Genomic DNA, 19,312 nt, shown 5'->3' on the forward strand with positions numbered 1-19,312 from the left:
CCTTGCGGTCGCTTACCGGCTCGAGCTGATTCGCCGGCGCGCTCCCCCAAGGCTTTCAGCCTTGCGGTCGCTTACCGGCGGCGACCTCGTCGGGGTATTCGTCGTAGTACGGCACGTAGCCCTCGTCGCGGCCGGCCAGCACGTACAGCGGATCCGACACGTCGGGCCCGTAAGCCTGCTCGCGCAACTCCACCTTGCGGCTCTTGAACGTCGTGGTGTGCTCGAGCGTCTTGACCACCCGGACGAACAGCGGCAGCGCGTAGGCCGGCAGTTCCCCGTACACCGCACTGGCTAAGGCCTTGCCGTCGAACTCCGCGCCCTCGCGCAACTGGACCGCGGCCATCCCGGCACGTCCCCCGGTGTTGGGCACTTCGACACCGAAGACGGTGCACTCCTCCACGGCCTTGTCCGACGCCACTGCCGCCTCCACCTGGGTGGTGGCGACGTTCTCGCCCTTCCACCGGAAGGTGTCGCCGAGCCGGTCGACGAACGCGGCGTGCCGCATGCCCTGCGGGCTCATCACGTCGCCGGAGTTGAAGTAGCAGTCGCCGTCACGGAAAGCGTTGCGTACCAGCTTCTTTTCGCTCGATGCCTTGTCGGTGTAGCCGTCGAACGGCTGCAACCGGTTGACCGGGCTGAGCAGCAGACCGGGCTGACCGGCCGGCACCTTGCACACCCGGCCGTTGGCGTCGCGGAGCGGGTCTCCGGTGTCGGGGTCGTACTCCACGTACACCAACGGCATCGGCGCGATGCCCGTCGACCCGGGCACGTTGAAGATATTGATGAAGGCCGTGTTGCCCTCGCTGGACGCGTAGAACTCACACACTCGCGAGATGCCGAACCGCTTGGTGAAGTCCTTCCAGATCTCCGGGCGCAATCCGTTGCCGGCGATCAGTCGCACATTGTGTTTGCGGTCGGTGTCCTTCGGCGGCTGGTTGAGCAGATAGCGGCAGATCTCGCCGATGTAGATGAACGCGGTGGCCTCACTCTCGATGGCCTCGTCCCAGAAGCGGGAGGCCGAGAAAGACTTACCCAACGCCAGCGTCGCCCCCGAGTTGATCGCCGACGACAGCGCCACCGTCAGCGCGTTGTTGTGGTACAGCGGCAGGCAGCTGTAGAGGGTGTCGGAGGCCCTTAGCCGCAACCCCAGTCCACCGAACGCCGCCAGGGCCTTGAGCCAGCGCAGATGCGTCATCACGCTGGCCTTGGGGAACCCGGTGGTGCCCGACGTGAAGATGTAGAAGGCGGTGTCGCGGGCCTGCACGGCCCCCACCGAATCCGGATTGGTGGCCACCGCGCCCACCGCGAAGCGCTCCAGGTCTTCGATCGTCAGCGTGTTGGAGGAGCCGGCGGAACCGGTCTCCGCGACAGCACTGACCAGGTCGGTCTCCGCGATCAGCACCTTGGCGTCGAGCAACCCAAGGCTATGCGCGAGCACCTCACCACGCTGGTGATAGTTGAGCATCCCGGCGACGGCCCCGCACTTGACGGTGGCCAGCATCGCCAACACCGTATTGGGCGAATTGCGCAGCATGATCCCGACGACGTCGCCGTGGCCGACTCCGCGCGCGGCCAACACCGCCGCATACCGGTTGGCAGCCGCGTTGGCCTCGCGGTAGGTCAGCTGTTGGTCACCGAAGCGCAGGAAGACCTTGTCGCCGTGGCGGGCGGCACGATCCTGGAACACGCTGCCGATCGACCGATGCGAGCCCGGCTGGGCCAACAGCCCGGTCGTCGCGCCACGAAGGATCACCCGGATGTCGGCCAGTACGGCCGGTAGTCCCGACGCGATGTCAGTCAGGCCGATCCGTCTGCGTGCTCCCCCGGCGTGATCGGACACGTGCTCCCTCAATTCCCCTTGACGCAGCCGACCTCAGATAGGGGCACACGCCTCGATTGCGTCATTCACCTTATCGACCAGCACCAGCGTGTCCATCGCGGCCTGCGAGATGTACCCGCGGTCGACCAAGCCGTTCAGCCAGACCCACAAGCCCTCGTAATGTCCCCAGGTGTCCAGCATCACCACGGGTTTGTCGTGCATACCCAAAGAGCCCGTCGTCCATGCCTCGAACAACTCGTCGAGCGTCCCGATACCACCGGGAAGCGCGATGAACGCGTCGGAGCGATCCTCCATGATCCGCTTCCGGTCGCGCATGTTGTCGGTGACGATCAGCTCGCCGGCGCTCTCGTCGGCAAGTTCGCGGCGCACCAACTGGTGCGGGATGATGCCGACCGTCTTGCCGCCGCGGGCGCGGGCCGCGCTGGCGACCGCGCCCATCGCCGAAAGGTTGCCGCCACCCCACACCAAGGTCCAGCCGCGGTCGGCGATCGCTTCGCCGAGTTCGCTAGCCAGATCAAGCAATTCGGGATGTGTCGGGCCGGACGCGCAGTAGACGCAGACCGCCCATTCGCTCGAGGATTCGCCGTCGGGGCGCATAACCGCCAAGGTAGACCAACGCCGTTCGAACCGTGCTCATATGGGGCCTTCGCGCGAGCTAGTCATCGACTGGACACCGCGCCGCCATAATATTCGGCGATGCCGATTCGATGGAACGTCCCGCAGCACGCGTCCACGTTGGAACGACTGGATTCCGCTCTGGGTGACGCGACGCGGCGTGGCGCGGTGGTGCTCGGTCCCGACGGCGTCGGCAAGTCGACGCTGGCCCGGTTGGCCGCCGAGAACTTCTCCAGCGGCAACCCGAGCACTTTCATCCGCTGGGTCACCGGCACCCCGACCGAACGCGTGGTCCCGTTCGGCGCCTTCAGCCACATCGTGGACTTCTCCAATTTCGGGGACGACATCGGGAAGCCGGCCGCGCTGCTGCGGGCGGCCCGGGCAGCGCTGAGCGGCGACCGGCAGGGAGATCTGCTGCTGATCGTCGATGATGCCCACGACCTGGACATCCTGTCGGCCACCCTCGTCTACCAGCTGGCACTAGCCGGGACCGCCCGGATGATCGTCACCGCCCGCGACCCGGAGTCTGGGGCCGCACCCGAGGTGATCGCCGCGCTGTGGACCGACGGCCTGCTGGAGCGCATCGATGTCGACGCGCCCGGCCAGCCCACCAGCACGGCCGAGGTCGACACCTTCATCGCCGAGCTGCCCGCGCCCGCGCGGGCGGTGCTCGACTATCTCGCTGTCGAGGAGCCGCTGTCGGTGGCCGATCTCACCGCGCTGGCCGGCGACGGCGCGGTCGGCGAGGCGCAGGAGTGGGGCGCGGCCGAAACCCGGGTGCGCGACGAGCACGCCGAAGATCCGGTCGTCTACACCGCCCACCCGCTGTTCTCCGAACGCGCGCGGGCCGCGCTGGGCGCCGACGGTGCCCGCCGCCGGCGCACCGAGTTGGTCGAGCTGCAGTCCCGGCATCCGTCCGATCACCTCAGCGACCGGCTGCGGCTGGCCTCCCTGGCGCTGGACAGCGACGCTCCTCAGCCGGTGGCCGCGGTGGTCGACGCCGCGCAACAGGCGCTGCGGCTCGGCGATCTCACGCTGGCCGAACGATTCGCCCGCTCCGCGCTGGCGCGCAGCGAGGACGGCCAGGCACTGGCCGCGCGGCTGCCGCTGGCGAATTCGCTGGCGTTTCAAGGCCGGGGCCGCGAAGCCGAGGAGCTGCTTGCCGCCGTGGATTCCGCCGCGTTGTCCGAAGAAGACCTGATGGCGTGGACTCTGCTGCGAGCCGCCAATCAGTTCTTCATGCTCAGCGAGCCGGAGCGGGCCACCGCGTTCCTGCTGACGATCCGCAATCGCGTTCCCGATGTCGGCCCGCGGGTCACGCTCGACGCGCTGAGTGCAACCTTCGCGATGAACGCCGGCAACGTCGAGGGCGCCGTCGAGATCGCGCATCGGGTGCTGGACTCACCGGCCGCCGACGACCAGGCGGTGGCCTGGGCGGCGAGTGCCGCGACGCTGTGTTCGGCGCGCCAGGGCCGGTTCGCCGACGTCGAGCCGCTGGCGCAGCGCGCGCTGGGCGCCGAGCACCCCGGGCTGCTGCGCTTCACGGTCGGCCTGGGCGAGACGACGACCCTGCTGATGGCCGGCCGGGTCGAGACGGCGACCGAACTGGCCCAGCAGTTCACCGATTTCGCCGAATTGCAGCAGCCGGGTCGCGCGATCGGCGAGGTGCTGCTGGCGCACATGATGATCGCCGCGGGCCGATTCGCCGAAGCCGCCGCGCTGCTGGGCCCGGCGGCCGCGGCCCTGGAACGCACCGGCTACTCGTGGGGGCCGCTGTCGCTGATGCTGCTGGCCACCGCGGTGGCCCAGCAGGGCGACATCGCCGGCGCGGCAAAAGCCTTGAGCAGAGCCGAATCTCGGCATGGCACCAAGTCGGCTCTGTTCAGCCCCGAGCTGGGCGTGGCCCGGGCCTGGCGGCTGGCCGCCGGGCGCGATTCGCACGGGGCGATCGCCGCGGCCCGCGACGCGGCCCGGATGGCCGAACGGCGCGGGCAGTCGGCGGTGGCGCTTCGCGTCTGGCACGAGGCCGTGCGCCTCGGCGACATCCGCGCGGTGGATCCGCTGGCCCGGCTGTGCGACGAGGTCGACTGTGTGGCGGGACAGCTTGCGCTCGCTCATGCCAAAGCGCTGGCGACCAACGATGGGGACGCGCTGCGTGCGGTGGCCGAGGAGCTGACGGCGGTCGGTCTGCACGCCGCAGCCGCCACTGCGGCCGCGCAGGCCCAGCAATGCGCTTAGCCGCCTGCTAAACCGCTAGGTATCCCCGCAGCATGTCGGCGGCGGCGGTGATCGCGGCGACAGGCACCCGCTCGTCGCGGGTGTGCGCCAGGTTGGGGTCGCCGGGCCCGAAGTTGACCGCCGGGATGCCCAGGGCCGCGAACCGGGACACGTCCGTCCAGCCGTACTTGGCGCGCACCTGCCCCCCGGCGGCCTCGACCAGCGCCTTGGCGGCCGGCTGCGACAGCCCGGGTAGCGCTCCGGCGGCGCCGTCGGTCTGCTCGATCCGCACGTCGATTCCGCTCAGCACGTCGTGCACGTGTTGCAGCGCCTCGGCGAGCGACCGGTCGGGAGCGAAGCGGTAGTTGACGGTGACCGAGGCGGCGTCGGGAATGACGTTGCCGGCGACACCGCCGTCGACCCGCACTGCCGACAAGCCTTCCCGGTACTCACAGCCGTCGATGTCGACGGAACGGGCCTGGTAGGAAGCCAACCGCTCCAGCACCGTACCCAGTTTGTGAATTGCATTGTCGCCCAACCAGGACCGCGCCGAGTGCGCCCGAGTTCCGTTGGCGCTGACCACAACTCGCAGCGTGCCCTGGCAGCCTGCCTCGATGTAGCCGCCGGTGGGCTCACCCAGGATCGCGACGTCGGCGGCCAACCAGTCCGGCAGCTCACGCTCGATGCGGCCCAAACCGTTTGCGGCCGCCTCGATTTCCTCACAGTCGTAGAGCACCAGCGTCAGATCGTGTGCCGGTTCGGCCACCGTGGCGGCCAGATGCAGAAAGACGGCGTCGCCGGACTTCATGTCGGAGGTGCCGCAGCCGTGCAACACGTCGCCTTCGGCGCCAGCCGAGCGATGGCTGGGCACGTTGTCGGCGGCCGGGACCGTGTCGAGATGACCGGCCAGCAGCACCCGCGACGGCAGGTTTCGCCGGGTGCGCGCCAGCACCGCGTTGCCGTTGCGGACGATCTCGAAGTCGGTGGTCTGCGCGCGCAGTGCCGCCTCGACCTCGGCGGCGATGCGTGCTTCGTCTCGCGACTCGCTGGGGATGTCGACCAGCGCCGCGGTCAACTCGATCGGATCCCCATGCAAGTCCAGCACGCACCCAGCGTAATGGTCGGACGGGCGCGCGGACCTGCGCGCAACGCACGAGTAACCTGACCGCCGTGACTGGAGCTGCAGGTATCGGGTTGGCGACGCTGGCCTTCGACGGATCGATCCTTGACACATGGTTTCCCGCACCGGAACTGACGGAGTCGGGTACCGGCGGCACGTCGCGCCTCGCGCTGTCCGATATTCCGCCGGAGCTGGCCGCACTGGTCGGACGCGACGACGACCGCAACACCGAAACCGTGGCCGTACGCACGGTCATCGGCTCACTCGACGAGGTGGCCGCCGACGCCTACGACGCCTACCTGCGGCTGCACTTGCTGTCTCACCGCCTGGTCGCGCCGCATGGGCTGAACGCCGGCGGCTTGTTCGGCGTATTGACCAATGTGGTGTGGACTAATCACGGACCCTGCGCGATCGAGGGTTTCGAGTCGGTCCGCGCGCGGCTGCGCCGCAAGGGACAGGTGACCGTCTACGGCGTCGACAAGTTCCCGCGGATGGTCGACTACGTGATGCCAACCGGGGTCCGCATCGCCGACGCCGACCGGGTGCGCCTGGGCGCGCACCTCGCGTCGGGCACCACCGTGATGCACGAAGGTTTCGTCAACTACAACGCCGGCACGCTGGGCACGTCGATGGTGGAAGGCCGCATCTCGGCCGGTGTGGTGGTGGGCGACGGCTCCGACATCGGCGGCGGCGCGTCGATCATGGGCACACTGTCCGGCGGTGGCACCGAAGTCATTTCGATCGGTAAGCGGTGCCTGCTCGGCGCCAACGCGGGCCTGGGCATCTCGCTGGGCGACGACTGCGTCGTCGAAGCCGGCCTGTATGTCACGGCCGGTACCAAAGTCATTACGCCCGAAGGCAAAACGATGAAGGCACTCGAGCTGTCGGGCGGCAACAACCTGTTGTTCCGCCGCAATTCGGTCAGCGGTGCCGTGGAAGTGGTGGCCCGCGGCGGTCAGGGCATTGCGCTGAACGAGGATCTGCACGCCAACTGAGCTACAGCGACGTCCCGCAGGTTTCGGGCAGCAGATAAGTGGAGACCAGGCTGATCACCGCCAGGGCAGCCAGCATGACCCCGATCGACCAGCTGCCGTAGGTCGCCAGCAGCGTCCCGGCGATCAGCGGCGGCAGCGCCCCGCCGAAGACGCCGGCCAGATTGATCGCCAGGGCCGAGCCGCTATAGCGGTAGCGGGTGGCGAAGAGTTCGGGGATGAAGGCTCCGATGGGCCCGCTACCGATCCCGGAAATCGCGAAGGTGCCGACAATCGCAACCGCGTACACGCCTTTGTTGCCGGTGTCGATCAGGGGGATCACCACGAACGCCCACGGCACACACGCCGCCCAGCCCACCAACATGATCCGGCGCCGGCCGAATCGATCGCTCAGAATGGCCGAGGCGATCACCGACGCGATGCTCACCAGACCGCTGAGCACCCCGACCGACCAGATGAAGCCGCGCGTATAGCCCAGGTGCGTGTGGGCGTACATCGTGAAATACGTGTTGCCCATGTAGCAGAACGCCATCGTGCACAGCACGCTGCCGGCGGCCAACAGGATCTCCCGGCCCTGCAGGCGAAACACCTCGGCCAGCGGCGCTTTGGGCACCAGGTCGCGTGACTTCTCCTCGGCGAACACCGGAGTCTCGTCGATGTTGAGCCGCACGTACAACGCCAGTGCGATCAACACCGAGCTGATCAGGAACGGGATCCGCCATCCCCACTGCAGGAACTCGGGGCTGTATTCGCCGATCGTGACGTTCACGCCGAGGAAGGTCAGGCTGCTCAGCACACCGGCAACACCCCCGCCCAGCAGGGTGAACATCCCGTACAAGCCGCGTTGGGCGCCCGGGGCGTATTCGGCGCTCAACAACGCCGACCCGGCCCATTCGCCGCCCACCGCAAACCCTTGCAGCAGCCGCAGCCCCATCAGGATCAGCGGCGCCGCCACCCCGATGGAGGCGGTGCTCGGGACCAGGCCGACGCTCACGGTGGCCACGGCCATGATCAGCAATGTGGAGATCAGCGTCTTCTTGCGGCCCAGCCGGTCGCCGAAGTACCCGAAGACGGCCGCACCGATGGGCCGCGACAAAAACGCCGTGGCGAACGTTCCCATCGAGGCGATCATCGCCACGCCGGGCGTGAGGTTCGGGAAGAACACGGCAGGAAACACCAGTGCCGCCGCGGTGCCGTAGATCAGGAAGTCGTAGAACTCGATCGCCGAACCGACCAGACACGAGGTCGCGACCCGCGCCATCGGTGTGGCGCGCGGTTGGTCCGCGATCGTCGCCGCAGCACCCGCCGGGCGGATCGACTCACCCATGGCACATCCTTACCTGTCCCCGTGGTGTGTTGCCTGCATGTCCACAATCGAAATTATGCGAAGCGGTGAACTCTCGCTTGTCCGAAAACCTGGCAATATCCTGCGTGTCGCTCAAAGTTCCAGCTGACAACCCATTTTGTGATGCCTTGGTTATCAGAGCGGTACTCGCTTCGTTCCAGGCCCCTAACGGCGGCCCTCAACCTGCATACCAGAAACGGCGCTGCGTCTCATCCCTCGGACAGCAACTGCTTCTTGACGACCTTGCCCATCGCGTTGCGCGGCAACGCGTCCACGAACCGGACCTCGCGCGGTCGTTTGTGTATCGAAAGCTCTTGGGCGACAAAGTTAATCAGCTCGTCGCTGTTGAGGTCGGAAGCGCCGACCACGAATGCGACGATGCGCTGACCCAGGTCGTCGTCGGGCATTCCGACAACGGCTGCTTCCTGCACGCCGGGATGCCCCAACAGCGACGTCTCGATTTCGCCTGCGCCAATGCGATATCCGCCCGATTTGATCAGGTCTACCGACTCGCGGCCGACGATGCGGTGCATTCCCTCGCCGTCGATGACCGCGACATCACCGGTCTGGTACCACCCGTCGGCATCGAACACCTCCGCGGTGGCCTCCGGCCGATTCAAGTATCCGTCGAACAGCGTCGGGCCCCGAACCGCAAGCTTGCCAACGGTTTCCCCGTCATGCGGGACGGGGTCGCCGGCGTCGTCGAGCAGTCTGGTCTCGACGCCACTGAGCGGCAGGCCGACCCAGCCCGGGCGACGTTCGCCGTTGGCCCGCGTCGACACCGTGATCAACGACTCCGAGGCGCCGTAGCGTTCGATGGGCCGGTGCCCGGTCAGCTGTTCCAGCCGGTCGAACACCGGTACCGGCAGCGCCGCACTACCGGACACCAGCAGCCGTGCCGAGCGCAACGTCTCGGCGGCCGCCTGATCGGCCACCACCCGCGACCACACCGTCGGCACCGCGAAGTACAGGGTGCCACCGGATTCCGTGCGGGCCTTCGCATAACCGGCCGGTGTCGGTTTTCCGGTGTGTACGAAGCGATTTCCGATCCGCAGCGACCCCAGTAGGCCCAGCACCAAGCCGTGGATGTGAAACAGCGGCAACCCGTGCACCAGGACGTCGTCGGGAGTCCACTGCCAGGCCTGCGCCAGCGCATCCAGGTCGGCGGCGATCGCCCGGCGACTCACCACGACGCCCTTGGGCGCTCCCGTGGTCCCGGAGGTGTAGATGACCATCGCGGTGGCCTCGGGCGCCGGCTCGGGATAACGATGCCAGGACCGGGCGTGCAGTCGCACCGGGATGTGTGGCAGGCCTGCTAAGTCGTCGGGCTCCGGGCCCAACCAGGCTTGCGCGCCGGAGTCGGTCAGCATGTGCTTTCGTTCGGCCGCGCCGACATCCGAGGGCACCGGGACGAACGGGACGCCGGCGATCAGGCAGCCGGTGATCGCCAGCACGGTCGACACGCTCGGGGTGGCCAGCACCGCGACGCGGTCCGCCCCGGCGACGCGTTCGGCCACCGACGTCGCGCCACCGACCAGGTCGCTGCGACTCAGTACGGCACCGTCGATCTTGACCGCGTCGGGGATGTCAGTGGCAGTAAGGGCGGCGGGATTCAGCGATGCGAGCAGCACCTCAGCAGGCTACCGACACTTGTCGACTAGGCAGCGTCAGGCCTGCTCATCCCATATTTTCATCAGTGTGGACAGGATCTCTTCGCCGCGGCCCAGCCCGGCCAGGTGACTTTCGCCGGGCAACACCAACAATTCGCAGTCGGGCAGCAAGGACACCACGTGCTCGCCGTGGGCAAAGGGCACGATGTGGTCGCTGTCGCCGTGCCACCAGCGGACCGGAACCTTGACCTCGTCCAGCCGGAATCCCCAGTCCCGGACGAACAGGATGACGTCGTTGAATGGGGCCGCGAGCTGTTTGCGGCTGCCGTTGAGCAAATCGTCGAGGAACATGGCACCGAACTCGGGACGGGTGAGCAGGCGCCGGTCGGCTTCCGGCGATATCGCGGCATACAGGTAGAGCGCGGTATTCGCGACCGGACGGATGGCCCGGACCATCAGGCTGGCGCCGATCCGCAGCGGGTCACCGCCCAGCCGCAGCAGCGGTGCCACCCGCTTGCCCAGTTCCATCAGACCGCTGCTGATCCCCTCGTCGCCGGCGAACGGCGCCACGCCCCCCAGCACGCCGGTCGCCACGACGCGATCAGGCAGCGCCGCGGCACAGGCGAGTGCGTACGGGCCTCCGCCGGACAGTCCGATGACGGCCATTTTATCGATACCGAGGGTGTCGGCGATCGTGCGCAGGTCATCGGCGAACGCCCGGATGTTCTCGTAGCGGTGCGGCGTCGACGAGCCGATCCCCGGACGATCCAGGCCGATCAGCCGGATGCCGTGATCTTCGGCGTAGACGCGGGCCTCGGTCGGAATTTGCCGGCGGGCGCCCGGGGTGCCGTGCAGCCAGAACACCGCCCGGCCGTGGGGGTCACCGAATTCGGCGAACCCGATTTGGCGGTCCGCGCCGACGGCGACGTTTCCCTCTAGCTTTGGACGGGCGATCTCGATGACCATGTGAGCAGCTTGGCATGTGACAAGCCGTTTACGAAAGGCTCACGCCGAGGCCGCATCGCCTTGGGTAGGGTCTGCTCGACCGGGTCAGGAAGGCTTTGCCATGCAGCGTTCGTTTCCGTTGCACTCCCCCGACTTCTACGCGGGCGATCCCTACCCCGGCTACCGAGAGCTACGCGCGACGGCTCCGGTGTGCTGGAACGAGGCCGCCGGGTTCTGGGCGCTGCTGCGCTACGACGACATCCGCAACGTGTCGACGAACCCGGCGCTGTTCACCTCCACCCGCGGCATCAACATCCCCACGCCGGGCCTGCCCAATCCCGTGCAGGAAAGTAGCCTCATCTTCACCGACCCGCCGCGGCACCGGCAGCTGCGCAAGCTGATCAACGCCGGATTCACCCGCCGCCAAGGCGCCCTGCTGGAACCGGCGATCCGCGAGATCGTTTGCGGGATGCTGGATGTCATCGAGCCGGGCTCGGTACACGACTTCGTCGAGACGATCGCCGCTGCGCTGCCGGCGCGCGTGATCGCCGAACTACTCGGCGTGCCGCGCGTGGACCGCGAGCAATTCCGGGCCTGGACGGATGCGGTGATCGCCACCGCCGGTACCAGCCCCGAGCGCGACGCCTTCGAGACCGCGGGCCGGCTCTATCACTGCATCCGCCAGCTCGTCGCGGCCGGCCGCACCGCCGGTGGCGATGACGTGTTGTCGGTGCTGGCCGGCGCGCAGGCCGACGGGGTTGGGCTCAGCGACGATGAGCTGCTTGACTTTTCGTTCCTGCTGCTGGCCTCCGGGATCGAGACCACCCGCAGTCTGCTCGCGCTCGGGACGCTGGCGCTGATCGCACACCCCGACCAACGCCGGCTACTCGTCGAGGATCCCGCGAAGATCCCGGGCGGCGTCGAGGAGATGTTGCGCTGGACCAGCCCCGTGACGCACATGGCCCGCACGGCGACGACGGAGGTCGAGATTCGCGGTCAGCGGATCGCCGCGGGCGAGTTGGTGGTGATGCTGTACGGCTCGGCCAACCGAGACGAGGACGTATTCGGTTCCGACGCCGAAGAATTCAAGGTGACCCGGAATCCGAACCCACATATCGCGTTCGGCTCCGGTGAACACGCTTGTGTCGGTGCACAATTGGCCCGCCGCACGGCGACGGTCTTTTTCGTCGAGCTGCTGAGGCGATTTCCCGACGTGGAGCTGGCCGGCGAGGTGGACCGGATGCCGGCCACGATGTTGCCGTTGGTGACCCGGATGCCGGTGCGATTCGGGGGTTAGGTGCCCTGCACCCGCTCGCCGATCACCCGCTGATCGCGCAGCGTGGCCACCTCGTCGTCGGACAGCCCGAGACCGCGCAGGATCTCGTCGTTGTGCTGTCCCAGTGTCGGCGGCGCGCTGCGGTGGTGATGATCCGGCCCGGGACGGATACGAAACGGCCAGCCGGGATAGCGGTGCGGGCCGGTGATCGGATGTTCGAGTTCTTCGTAAAAGCCACGCGCGTCGAGCTGGGCGCCGATGAACTCGGGGTCATACATCTGCTCGCCGGTGATCACCTGCTCGGCCGGAATACCCTGCCTTCCAAGACTTTCGACGATGTCGGCGGGCTCCAGCGTACGGGTCCAGGCGGCGACCAGCTCGTCGAAGACGTCGTGGTCGATCGTCTCGTCGTCGGGCAGCGACATCGCAACCCACACACCGTCGGCGGCGGTCGGGTAGACACCCTGCAGGTAGCCGCGTTGACGGTTGCCTTGCCGGGATGAGACGACTCCGTTCATCGAGTACTCGATCACCGGCTCGGCCGTCACACACGCGGCGACCTCGATCTGGGCGACTTCGATGAGCTGCCCCACCCCGGTGCGGCTGCGGTGTTCGAGCGCGGCGAGCAAGGCGACTCCTGCGTGCACCCCGACGATCGGGTCGGCCGGCCCCTGCGGATTGCACGGCGGCCCGTCGGGATACCCGGTGATCGCCGACATGCCGGCGGTCTGCTCGAAGTTCAGCGCCCAGCCGACGTAGTCGCGCCAGGGGCCGGCCAATCCATAACCGGGCATTCGTATCACGATCACGTCGGGGTTCAGCACCGTCAGCGCGTCGTAGTCCAGACCGAAGTTCTCCAGCACGCGCGGCGAGAAATTCTCCACCACGACATCGGCCGCAGCGGCGAGCCGGCGGGCGATGTCGATGCCACGCTGCGAGGTCAGGTCCAGCGTCAAGTCCCGCTTGTTGAGGTTGGTGCCCTGCCAGATCGGGCTGCGCTCATACCAGTCGTCACCCTCGTAGGCGAACGCCCCCGAGTACCGGTGGCCGTCGGGGCGCTGGATCGATTCGACCTTGACGATGTCGGCACCGAACGCGCCGAGGTAGCAGGTCAGATACGCCCCCGCCCAAAAGGTGGTCAGGTCCAGCACCCGCAATCCGGCGAACGCCGCCTCACCTGCCACCGGCGACAGCGAATGGCCCGCGGTGGGCCACGGGGCAACCCTGGTTCCCAGGCGCGGCGGTGGACCCGGTTGCGGCACAGGAGTTTTCGAGAACCGGAATGGCGGCCCGGGGCACCGGTGCGCTCCGTGTTCGACGAAGAATCCACGCTCAGCGTACTGCGGGCAGTCCAGTACGCTGGCGCCGTCGTTGACCGGGGCGGCCGGAATCCGCAGCGCCTGGCCCAGTTCGACGATCTCGGCGACGGTCTGGCCGGCCAGCATCGGCTCGGCCTTGGCGAAGAATTCGTCACGCTCGGGACCGCCCAGCATGATCGCGATCTGCTGCTCGCCGTACTCGGGCAGGCCCAGCATCGCGCACACGTCGAGCCAGTGCTGGCCCGTCAGGCAGTTGATGCCCACCCAGCCGTCGACGGCCCGAACCACGCCCAGCATCGGTGCCGAGCGCATATTCGCCGGCAGCCCAAGTCGTTTCATCCGCTGCGCCATCAACATCGGATAGGGCAGCGTCGACAGCAACGCCTCGACCTCCGACACATCCACCTCGCGGACCCGGCCGGCAGACCGCATGCGCAGTGCGGTCAGCGCGCCCAGTGCCCCGTACGCCCCCGCGACATATTCGGAGATCCGGCCACCGACCTGCACCGGTGGGCGATCGGGATCCCGGCTGCTGATCCAGGCCGACGCCGCCTGCATGGTCAGCGGCGTCATCGGCCGGTCCCGCATCGGTCCCGACTGGCCGCAGTGAGAAATACGCAGCACCACCAGGTCTGGGTTGAGCTGTTGCAGGGTGTCGATGCCGAGCCCCCAGCCGTCCAGCGTTGCCGGCGCGAAGTTCTCCACCAGCAGATGCGCGCCGGCGATCAGTTCGCTCGCGGCCGCAACGCCGTTCGGCTCGTCGAGGTCAAGGGTGGCACCGCGCTTGCCCGCGTTGAGGTATGCGAACAAGCCGCCGCAGGCCGGGTCGGCATCCCCGGACGCAAACGGGCCCCAGCGGCGCAGTGGATCCCCGGCGGGCGGCTCGACCTTGGTGACCTGCGCGCCCAGGTCTACGAAAAGCTTTGCGGCGTAAGGACCTGCGATCTGGTTGGCGATTTCGACGACGTGGAGCCCGGTGAGGGGTCCCGTCACGCGGGCACTCCGATGGCCATCTGTTCCATGTATTGATGGACGCCGATGAGGCCACCGCCCTCGCGGCCCAGTCCGCTCAGTTTGAAGCCGCCGAACGGCGCCCCACCCGGGCTGCAGCCGTTGACGGCGACCTGCCCGGTCCGGATGCGACGCGCCACGCGGGCAGCGTGATCCACGTCGGCACCCCACACCGCGCCGGAAAGTCCGTACTGCGAGTTGTTCGCGATCGCGATCGCGTCCTGTTCGTCGCGGTAGCGCAGCACGGTCATCACCGGACCGAACACTTCCTCTTGCGCGATAGTCGAATTCGGCTCGACACCGGTCAGGATCGTCGGCTCGAAGTAGAAGCCGGTGTGCAGGCCGGGCGGGCGGCGCCCGCCGGCGACCAGCGTGGCGCCCTCGGCCAGCGCGCCGGCCACGTGCGCCTCGACCCGATCCCGCTGCGCGGCGCTGATCAGCGGACCCATCTGCACGTCTGGATCTGTGGGGTCGCCGACCTTGACCGCGCCGGCCAGGGCGGCCAGCCGATCGACCACCTCGTCGTGCAGCGAGTCGGGAAGCAGCAGCCGGCTGTGCAGGATGCAGGCCTGCCCGGCGTGCAGCGAGCAGCCGTCGAACAGCATCTGCTGCAGCATCTCGTCGGTGATCTCGGTGTCCTCGAGAACGATGCTCGCCGATTTGCCGCCGAGTTCGAGCAGGAGTCTTTTCATCGTGTCCCCGGCGGCGGACATGACCTGGCGGCCGACGACCGAGCTGCCGGTGAAGCTGACCATGTCGATTCGTGGATCGGTGGTCAGCAGCCTGGCCGCCTCGACGCCCGACGGCGTCACCACGTTGACGACACCCGGTGGTATGTCGGTGTATTCGTCGATGATCCGCGCGAGCGCAAGGCCGGCCAGCGGCGTCAGCGGTGACGGCTTGAGCACGACCGTGTTTCCGGCGGCGAGCGCATGGTTGAGCTTCATCACATTGAGGCAGTGCGGGAAGTTCCACGGCGTCAGCACCGACACCACACCCAGCGGCTGGTGGCGCAGCACCGTGGTGCCCGCGCCCATCCCGCTGACCTCCTGCTCGCTCAGCTGGGTGGCGAGCTGGGCGGCATACATGGACATGAACCCGGCGCCGTCGATCTGCATCACGCGCTCGTTGGCGGTGCAGCCCCACTCCACCTGAGACAGGGCGAAGAAGTCGTCGGCGTGCTTCATCAGCGCATCGCCGAGTTGGCTGAGACACCCGGCGCGCTGCTCGGCGCTCATCGTGCCCCACGGGCCGCTGTCGAAGGCACGCCGCGCGGCCGCGATCGCGTCACCCACCTGTGCGACGCTCGGGTCGGGTGCGGTCGCGATTACCTGCTCACTGGCCGGGGAGATGTCCTCGTAGCGACCGTCGGCGGGCTGCACCCAGTTGCCGTCGATATACAGCCCGTAGGTGTCGACAAGCGTTTTCGGAGTTTGAAGCTCGGTCATCTGCGTCCTCACCGACGGTCGGTCATCTAAACACCCGGTGTACACCCCCGCACCTGTGACGTCAATCACCAATCGCGTGAATTCCGAGGTATTACAGCGTGTTGCACATGTATTGACAGTGCGGGTCCGCCCGGAGTAGACACAACGTCGCAGGACACATTGCGGCAATCTGTCGGATGGCGATCCCGCCCGGAGCTCCAGGGAGGCCAGGCCGTGCAGACCACCTTTCCACTGCACTCCCCCGACTTCTATGCCGGCGATCCCTATCCGGCGTACCGGGAGCTGCGGGCCGGCGCGCCGGTGTGCTGGAACGACGTCACCAACTTCTGGGCGCTGCTGAAGTACGAGGACGTCCGCTTCGTGTCGAGCAACCCGGCGCTGTTCACCTCCACCAAAGGCATCAGCATCCCGGATCCGCAGATTCCCGACCCGGTGCAGATGGGCGGTCTCATCTTCACCGACCCGCCGCGCCACCGGCAGATGCGCAAGCTGATCAACGCCGGATTCACCCGGCGCCGGGTTTCGGTGCTCGAGCCGAAGATCCGTGAGATCGTGGCCGGCATCCTCGACGGCATCGAGCCCGGTTCGGTCCACGAGTTCGCCGAACAGATCGCCGCACCGCTGCCCACCCGGATGATCGCCGAGCTCATCGGCGCCCCGCCCGACGACTGGGAGCAATTTCGGGCCTGGTCGGACGCGGCCACCGGCACGGCCGACCCGGAGATCGAGCTCGACCCGATGGTGGCGGCCGGCCAGCTCTACGAATACTTTCAGCGGTTGATCGCCGCCCGCCGCAGCCAACCGCGCGACGATTTGCTGTCGGTGCTGGCCGACGCCGAGATCGACGGGGAACGGCTCACCGACGAAGACCTGCTCAACTTCGCGTTCCTGCTGCTGGTCGCCGGCAACGAAACCACCCGCAATCTGATCGCGCTCGGCACGCTGGCGCTGATCGCGCATCCCGACCAGCGCCGGCTGCTAGTCGAGGACCCGACGCTGATCCCGGGTGCCGTCGAGGAGATGCTGCGGTGGAACAGCCCGGTGGTCCACATGGCCCGCACCGCGACGGCCGATGTGGAGATTCGCGGTCAGCAGATCCGCGCCGGCGAGGTGGTGGTGATGCTGTATGGCTCGGCCAACCGGGACGAGGACATATTCGGTTCCGACTCAGAGGAATTCAGAGTGACCAGGCATCCGAACCCGCACATCGCATTCGGTTGCGGTGAACATTCCTGCATCGGTGCGCAATTGGCGCGCCTGGAGGCCACGGTGATGTTCGAAGAACTGTTGCGGCGCTTCCCCGCGATCGAGCTGGTGGGCGACGTGGACCGGATGCGGGCCACGATGGTGCCCGGGGTGAAACGTATGCCGGTGCGACTCGGGGCCGGTGACTAAACGATGCAACTCGAGTACACCGCCGAGCAGGAGCAGTTGCGCGCCGAGATCCGCAGCACGCTGCAACAGGTGATGACACCAGAGCGCGCTGACGCGATCAAGGACCGCGTCGAGGGCGGCCCCGAGGTACGCGAGTGCGTGCGCGCCCTGGCCGAGGCGAACCTGCTCGGCGTGGGGTGGCCCAAAGAGTATGGCGGACGCGGTTTCTCGGCGATCGAGCAATTCATCTTCGCCGAGGAGGCGCAGCGGGTCGATGCTCCGATCCCGCTGGTTACACTCAACACGGTCGGGCCGACCCTGATGCAGTGCGGCACCGAGGAACAAAAGCAGAAGTTCCTGCCCTCGATCCTGGACGGCAGCGTCGAGTTTGCGATCGGCTATTCCGAGCCGGGCGCCGGCAGCGACCTGGCGTCGGTCCGCACGACCGCGGTCCGCGACGGCTCAGGACCAGACGCAGAGTACGTGATCAACGGACAGAAGATGTTCACCAGCGGCGCCGCCTACGCCGACTACATCTGGCTGGCCGCCCGCACTGACCCGAATGTCAAGAAACACAAAGGTATTTCGATCTTCATCGTGCCCACGTCATCGCCGGGATTTTCCTGGCAGCCGCTGCATACCATGCCGGGCGTCTCCACCTTCTACACGTTCTACGACAACGTGCGGGTCCCGGCCAGCGCATTGGTCGGCGGCGAGAATCAAGGCTGGCAGCTGATCACCACGCAGCTGAACTTCGAACGCGCGGCCCTGGGTAACCTCGGTGCGCTGGAGCCGTTGTTCGATAAGACGCTGGACTGGGCCCGCACCACCGCGCTCGACGACGGGTACGTGATCGACCAGCCGTGGGTCCGGCTAACACTGGCCCGGGTCGAAGCGCAGGTCGCCGCATACAAACTGGTGAACATGCGCGTCAACGCGGCGATGAGCAAGGGGGTGCTCAACATGGGTGAGGCGTCGGCAGCCAAGGTGTTCGGCACCGAACTCACCCAGCAGGTCGCCCGTCAATTGCTGGAGGTGCTCGACCACAACGGATTACGCAAGGGCAACGACGCGCCGCTGCGCGGGGCACTGGAGTCGGCGTACCGGTTCGCGGTCATCAACACGTTCGGTGGCGGGGCCAACGAAATTCAGCGTGACATCATCGCCATGGCGGGATTGGGCATGCCGCGAGCACCGCGTGACCTACGGGGCCCCCAAAACAGTCAGGAACAGTCAGGAGGATCCAGCAAGTGACCAACCAAGATCCCGAGTTCCTCGCGAAGTTGCGGGGGCTCGTCAACAAGCCCACCGGAGGCAGCGGAAAGCCCACCCTTGCACCGGATCCGGTGAATCAACCGATGATCAGGCATTGGGCGTACGCGCTGGACGACATGAACCCGGTGTACCTCGATCCGGAGTTCGCGGCGGCATCGCGGTTCGGTGGCATCGTGTCGCCACCGGTCATGTTGCAGACCTGGACGATGCCGTCGCCCAAGCTGGAAGGGATCGGCGAGCGCGGCGGGGCGCCGATGGAGATCACGGACAACCCCACGGCGTTCCTCGACGAAGCCGGGTACAGCAGCACGGTCGCGACCAACTCGGAATTCGAGATCGAACGCTATCCCCGGCTGGGCGACGTGATCAGCGCGACGTCGGTATTCGAGGAAGTATCCGACGAGAAGAAGACCGCCAAGGGATCCGGCTTCTTCCTGACCTGGGTGATCACCTACTCCGATCAGAACGGCGACGTGCTGGGCCGGCAACGGTTCCGGGTACTGCGTTTCAAGCCGGAGAACTCATGAGCACTCGCCTGGCACCGGCGATCAGTCCGGACACCGAGTTCTTCTGGAACGGGCTGCGCGAGCACAAACTGCTGATCCAGCGCTGCAAGGGATGTGCAACGCTGCGCAATCCGGCACGGCCCATGTGCCCCAACTGCCGCTCGTTGCAGTGGGAGGCCATCGAATCGTCGGGCCGCGGCACCGTCTACAGCTACGTGATGCCGCACGAACCCAAGTTTCCGTTCTTCGAGTACCCCTACATCGTGGTGCTGGTGGAACTCGCCGAGGGCGTGCGGTTAGTGTCGAATCTCTGTGACATCGATCCCGCGGACGTCACGGTCGGAATGCCGGTCGAGGTTTTCTACCAGTCTTTCGATAACGGTCTTGTGCTGCATCAGTTCCGGCCGAGCAGGTAGGTA

The 19,312-nt window shown here is 67.4% G+C and carries 15 protein-coding genes; 7 read left to right on the top strand and 8 right to left on the bottom strand.

Annotated elements, in window-relative coordinates; genetic code table 11:
• Nucleotides 1-55 precede the first annotated feature (55 nt).
• Together fadD6 and ACAG21_RS27555 are read right to left on the bottom strand one after the other, a co-directional pair.
• On the bottom strand, nt 56-1,840 hold the full coding sequence (fadD6, locus tag ACAG21_RS27550; protein WP_370499427.1) for a long-chain-acyl-CoA synthetase FadD6: 1,785 nt from the start codon (nt 1,838-1,840) through the stop codon (nt 56-58).
• A gap of 33 nt (nt 1,841-1,873) precedes the next feature.
• Nucleotides 1,874-2,437: a TIGR00730 family Rossman fold protein gene (locus ACAG21_RS27555; protein ID WP_370499428.1), complete on the bottom strand. Its 564-nt coding sequence runs from the start codon at nt 2,435-2,437 to the stop codon at nt 1,874-1,876.
• Between the two features lie 99 nt (nt 2,438-2,536).
• On the opposite strand from ACAG21_RS27555, the gene ACAG21_RS27560 reads away from it, so the two are divergent.
• Nucleotides 2,537-4,693 carry an AAA family ATPase gene (locus ACAG21_RS27560; RefSeq protein ID WP_370499429.1) on the top strand — a complete coding sequence of 719 codons (2,157 nt, stop codon included), beginning with the start codon at nt 2,537-2,539 and terminating at the stop codon, nt 4,691-4,693.
• A 7-nt stretch (nt 4,694-4,700) separates the two neighbouring features.
• Here the strand turns inward: ACAG21_RS27560 and dapE are convergent, their stop codons facing one another.
• Nucleotides 4,701-5,777 carry a succinyl-diaminopimelate desuccinylase gene (gene dapE / locus ACAG21_RS27565; RefSeq protein ID WP_370499430.1) on the bottom strand — a complete coding sequence of 359 codons (1,077 nt, stop codon included), beginning with the start codon at nt 5,775-5,777 and terminating at the stop codon, nt 4,701-4,703.
• A 56-nt stretch (nt 5,778-5,833) separates the two neighbouring features.
• Here dapE and dapD point away from each other — a divergent pair, with 56 nt between their 5' ends.
• Nucleotides 5,834-6,787: a 2,3,4,5-tetrahydropyridine-2,6-dicarboxylate N-succinyltransferase gene (gene dapD, locus ACAG21_RS27570; protein WP_370499483.1), complete on the top strand. Its 954-nt coding sequence runs from the start codon at nt 5,834-5,836 to the stop codon at nt 6,785-6,787.
• Between the two features lies 1 nt (nt 6,788).
• Here the strand turns inward: dapD and ACAG21_RS27575 are convergent, their stop codons facing one another.
• The 3 genes from ACAG21_RS27575 to ACAG21_RS27585 all read right to left on the bottom strand — a co-directional run bounded on the left by ACAG21_RS27575 (nt 6,789) and on the right by ACAG21_RS27585 (nt 10,705).
• Complete coding sequence (locus ACAG21_RS27575) at nt 6,789-8,045, bottom strand: MFS transporter (protein WP_370499484.1); 1,257 nt, start codon at nt 8,043-8,045, stop codon at nt 6,789-6,791.
• A 293-nt stretch (nt 8,046-8,338) separates the two neighbouring features.
• Nucleotides 8,339-9,760 (bottom strand): acyl-CoA synthetase, encoded by a 1,422-nt coding sequence (locus ACAG21_RS27580; protein WP_370499431.1) that lies wholly within the window; start codon nt 9,758-9,760, stop codon nt 8,339-8,341.
• 36 nt (nt 9,761-9,796) lie between these two features.
• Nucleotides 9,797-10,705 carry an alpha/beta fold hydrolase gene (locus ACAG21_RS27585; RefSeq protein WP_370499432.1) on the bottom strand — a complete coding sequence of 303 codons (909 nt, stop codon included), beginning with the start codon at nt 10,703-10,705 and terminating at the stop codon, nt 9,797-9,799.
• 100 nt (nt 10,706-10,805) lie between these two features.
• Here ACAG21_RS27585 and ACAG21_RS27590 point away from each other — a divergent pair, with 100 nt between their 5' ends.
• Nucleotides 10,806-11,981 carry a cytochrome P450 gene (locus tag ACAG21_RS27590; RefSeq protein WP_370499433.1) on the top strand — a complete coding sequence of 392 codons (1,176 nt, stop codon included), beginning with the start codon at nt 10,806-10,808 and terminating at the stop codon, nt 11,979-11,981.
• On the opposite strand, the gene ACAG21_RS27595 is transcribed toward ACAG21_RS27590, so the two are convergent.
• Together ACAG21_RS27595 and ACAG21_RS27600 are read right to left on the bottom strand one after the other, a co-directional pair.
• Nucleotides 11,978-14,272: a CaiB/BaiF CoA transferase family protein gene (locus ACAG21_RS27595; protein ID WP_370499434.1), complete on the bottom strand. Its 2,295-nt coding sequence runs from the start codon at nt 14,270-14,272 to the stop codon at nt 11,978-11,980. The two genes, ACAG21_RS27590 and ACAG21_RS27595, sit on opposite strands and share 4 nt — an antisense overlap.
• Nucleotides 14,269-15,738: an aldehyde dehydrogenase family protein gene (locus tag ACAG21_RS27600; RefSeq protein WP_370499435.1), complete on the bottom strand. Its 1,470-nt coding sequence runs from the start codon at nt 15,736-15,738 to the stop codon at nt 14,269-14,271. The genes ACAG21_RS27595 and ACAG21_RS27600 overlap by 4 nt, the downstream gene beginning before the upstream one ends.
• 231 nt (nt 15,739-15,969) lie before the next feature.
• On the opposite strand from ACAG21_RS27600, the gene ACAG21_RS27605 reads away from it, so the two are divergent.
• From ACAG21_RS27605 to ACAG21_RS27620, 4 genes are read left to right on the top strand one after another with little or no spacing between them, the layout of a single operon-like run.
• Complete coding sequence (locus ACAG21_RS27605; RefSeq protein ID WP_370499485.1) at nt 15,970-17,133, top strand: cytochrome P450; 1,164 nt, start codon at nt 15,970-15,972, stop codon at nt 17,131-17,133.
• A gap of 3 nt (nt 17,134-17,136) precedes the next feature.
• Nucleotides 17,137-18,366, top strand: a complete 1,230-nt coding sequence (locus ACAG21_RS27610) for an acyl-CoA dehydrogenase family protein (RefSeq protein ID WP_370499436.1) — start codon at nt 17,137-17,139, stop codon at nt 18,364-18,366.
• Nucleotides 18,363-18,914, top strand: a complete 552-nt coding sequence (locus ACAG21_RS27615) for a MaoC family dehydratase (RefSeq protein WP_370499437.1) — start codon at nt 18,363-18,365, stop codon at nt 18,912-18,914. The genes ACAG21_RS27610 and ACAG21_RS27615 overlap by 4 nt, the downstream gene beginning before the upstream one ends.
• Nucleotides 18,911-19,309 carry a Zn-ribbon domain-containing OB-fold protein gene (locus tag ACAG21_RS27620; RefSeq protein ID WP_370499438.1) on the top strand — a complete coding sequence of 133 codons (399 nt, stop codon included), beginning with the start codon at nt 18,911-18,913 and terminating at the stop codon, nt 19,307-19,309. Before ACAG21_RS27615 ends, ACAG21_RS27620 begins: the two co-directional genes overlap by 4 nt.
• The last annotated feature ends 3 nt before the right edge of the window (nt 19,310-19,312 follow it).

The sequence above is a fragment of the Mycobacterium sp. pR1184 genome, from assembly GCF_041287235.1.
GTDB lineage: Bacteria > Actinomycetota > Actinomycetes > Mycobacteriales > Mycobacteriaceae > Mycobacterium.

Bases quoted from the DNA above. Each gene is read 5' to 3' on its own strand.
- ACAG21_RS27575 (WP_370499484.1), bottom strand. From the start codon at position 8,045: ATGGCGCGGGTCGCGACCTCGTGTCTGGTCGGTTCGGCGATCGAGTTC.
- ACAG21_RS27585 (WP_370499432.1), bottom strand. From the start codon at position 10,705: ATGGTCATCGAGATCGCCCGTCCAAAGCTAGAGGGAAACGTCGCCGTC.
- ACAG21_RS27560 (WP_370499429.1), top strand. From the start codon at position 2,537: ATGCCGATTCGATGGAACGTCCCGCAGCACGCGTCCACGTTGGAACGA.
- ACAG21_RS27620 (WP_370499438.1), top strand. From the start codon at position 18,911: ATGAGCACTCGCCTGGCACCGGCGATCAGTCCGGACACCGAGTTCTTC.
- ACAG21_RS27600 (WP_370499435.1), bottom strand. From the start codon at position 15,738: ATGACCGAGCTTCAAACTCCGAAAACGCTTGTCGACACCTACGGGCTG.
- ACAG21_RS27610 (WP_370499436.1), top strand. From the start codon at position 17,137: ATGCAACTCGAGTACACCGCCGAGCAGGAGCAGTTGCGCGCCGAGATC.
- ACAG21_RS27590 (WP_370499433.1), top strand. From the start codon at position 10,806: ATGCAGCGTTCGTTTCCGTTGCACTCCCCCGACTTCTACGCGGGCGAT.
- ACAG21_RS27555 (WP_370499428.1), bottom strand. From the start codon at position 2,437: ATGCGCCCCGACGGCGAATCCTCGAGCGAATGGGCGGTCTGCGTCTAC.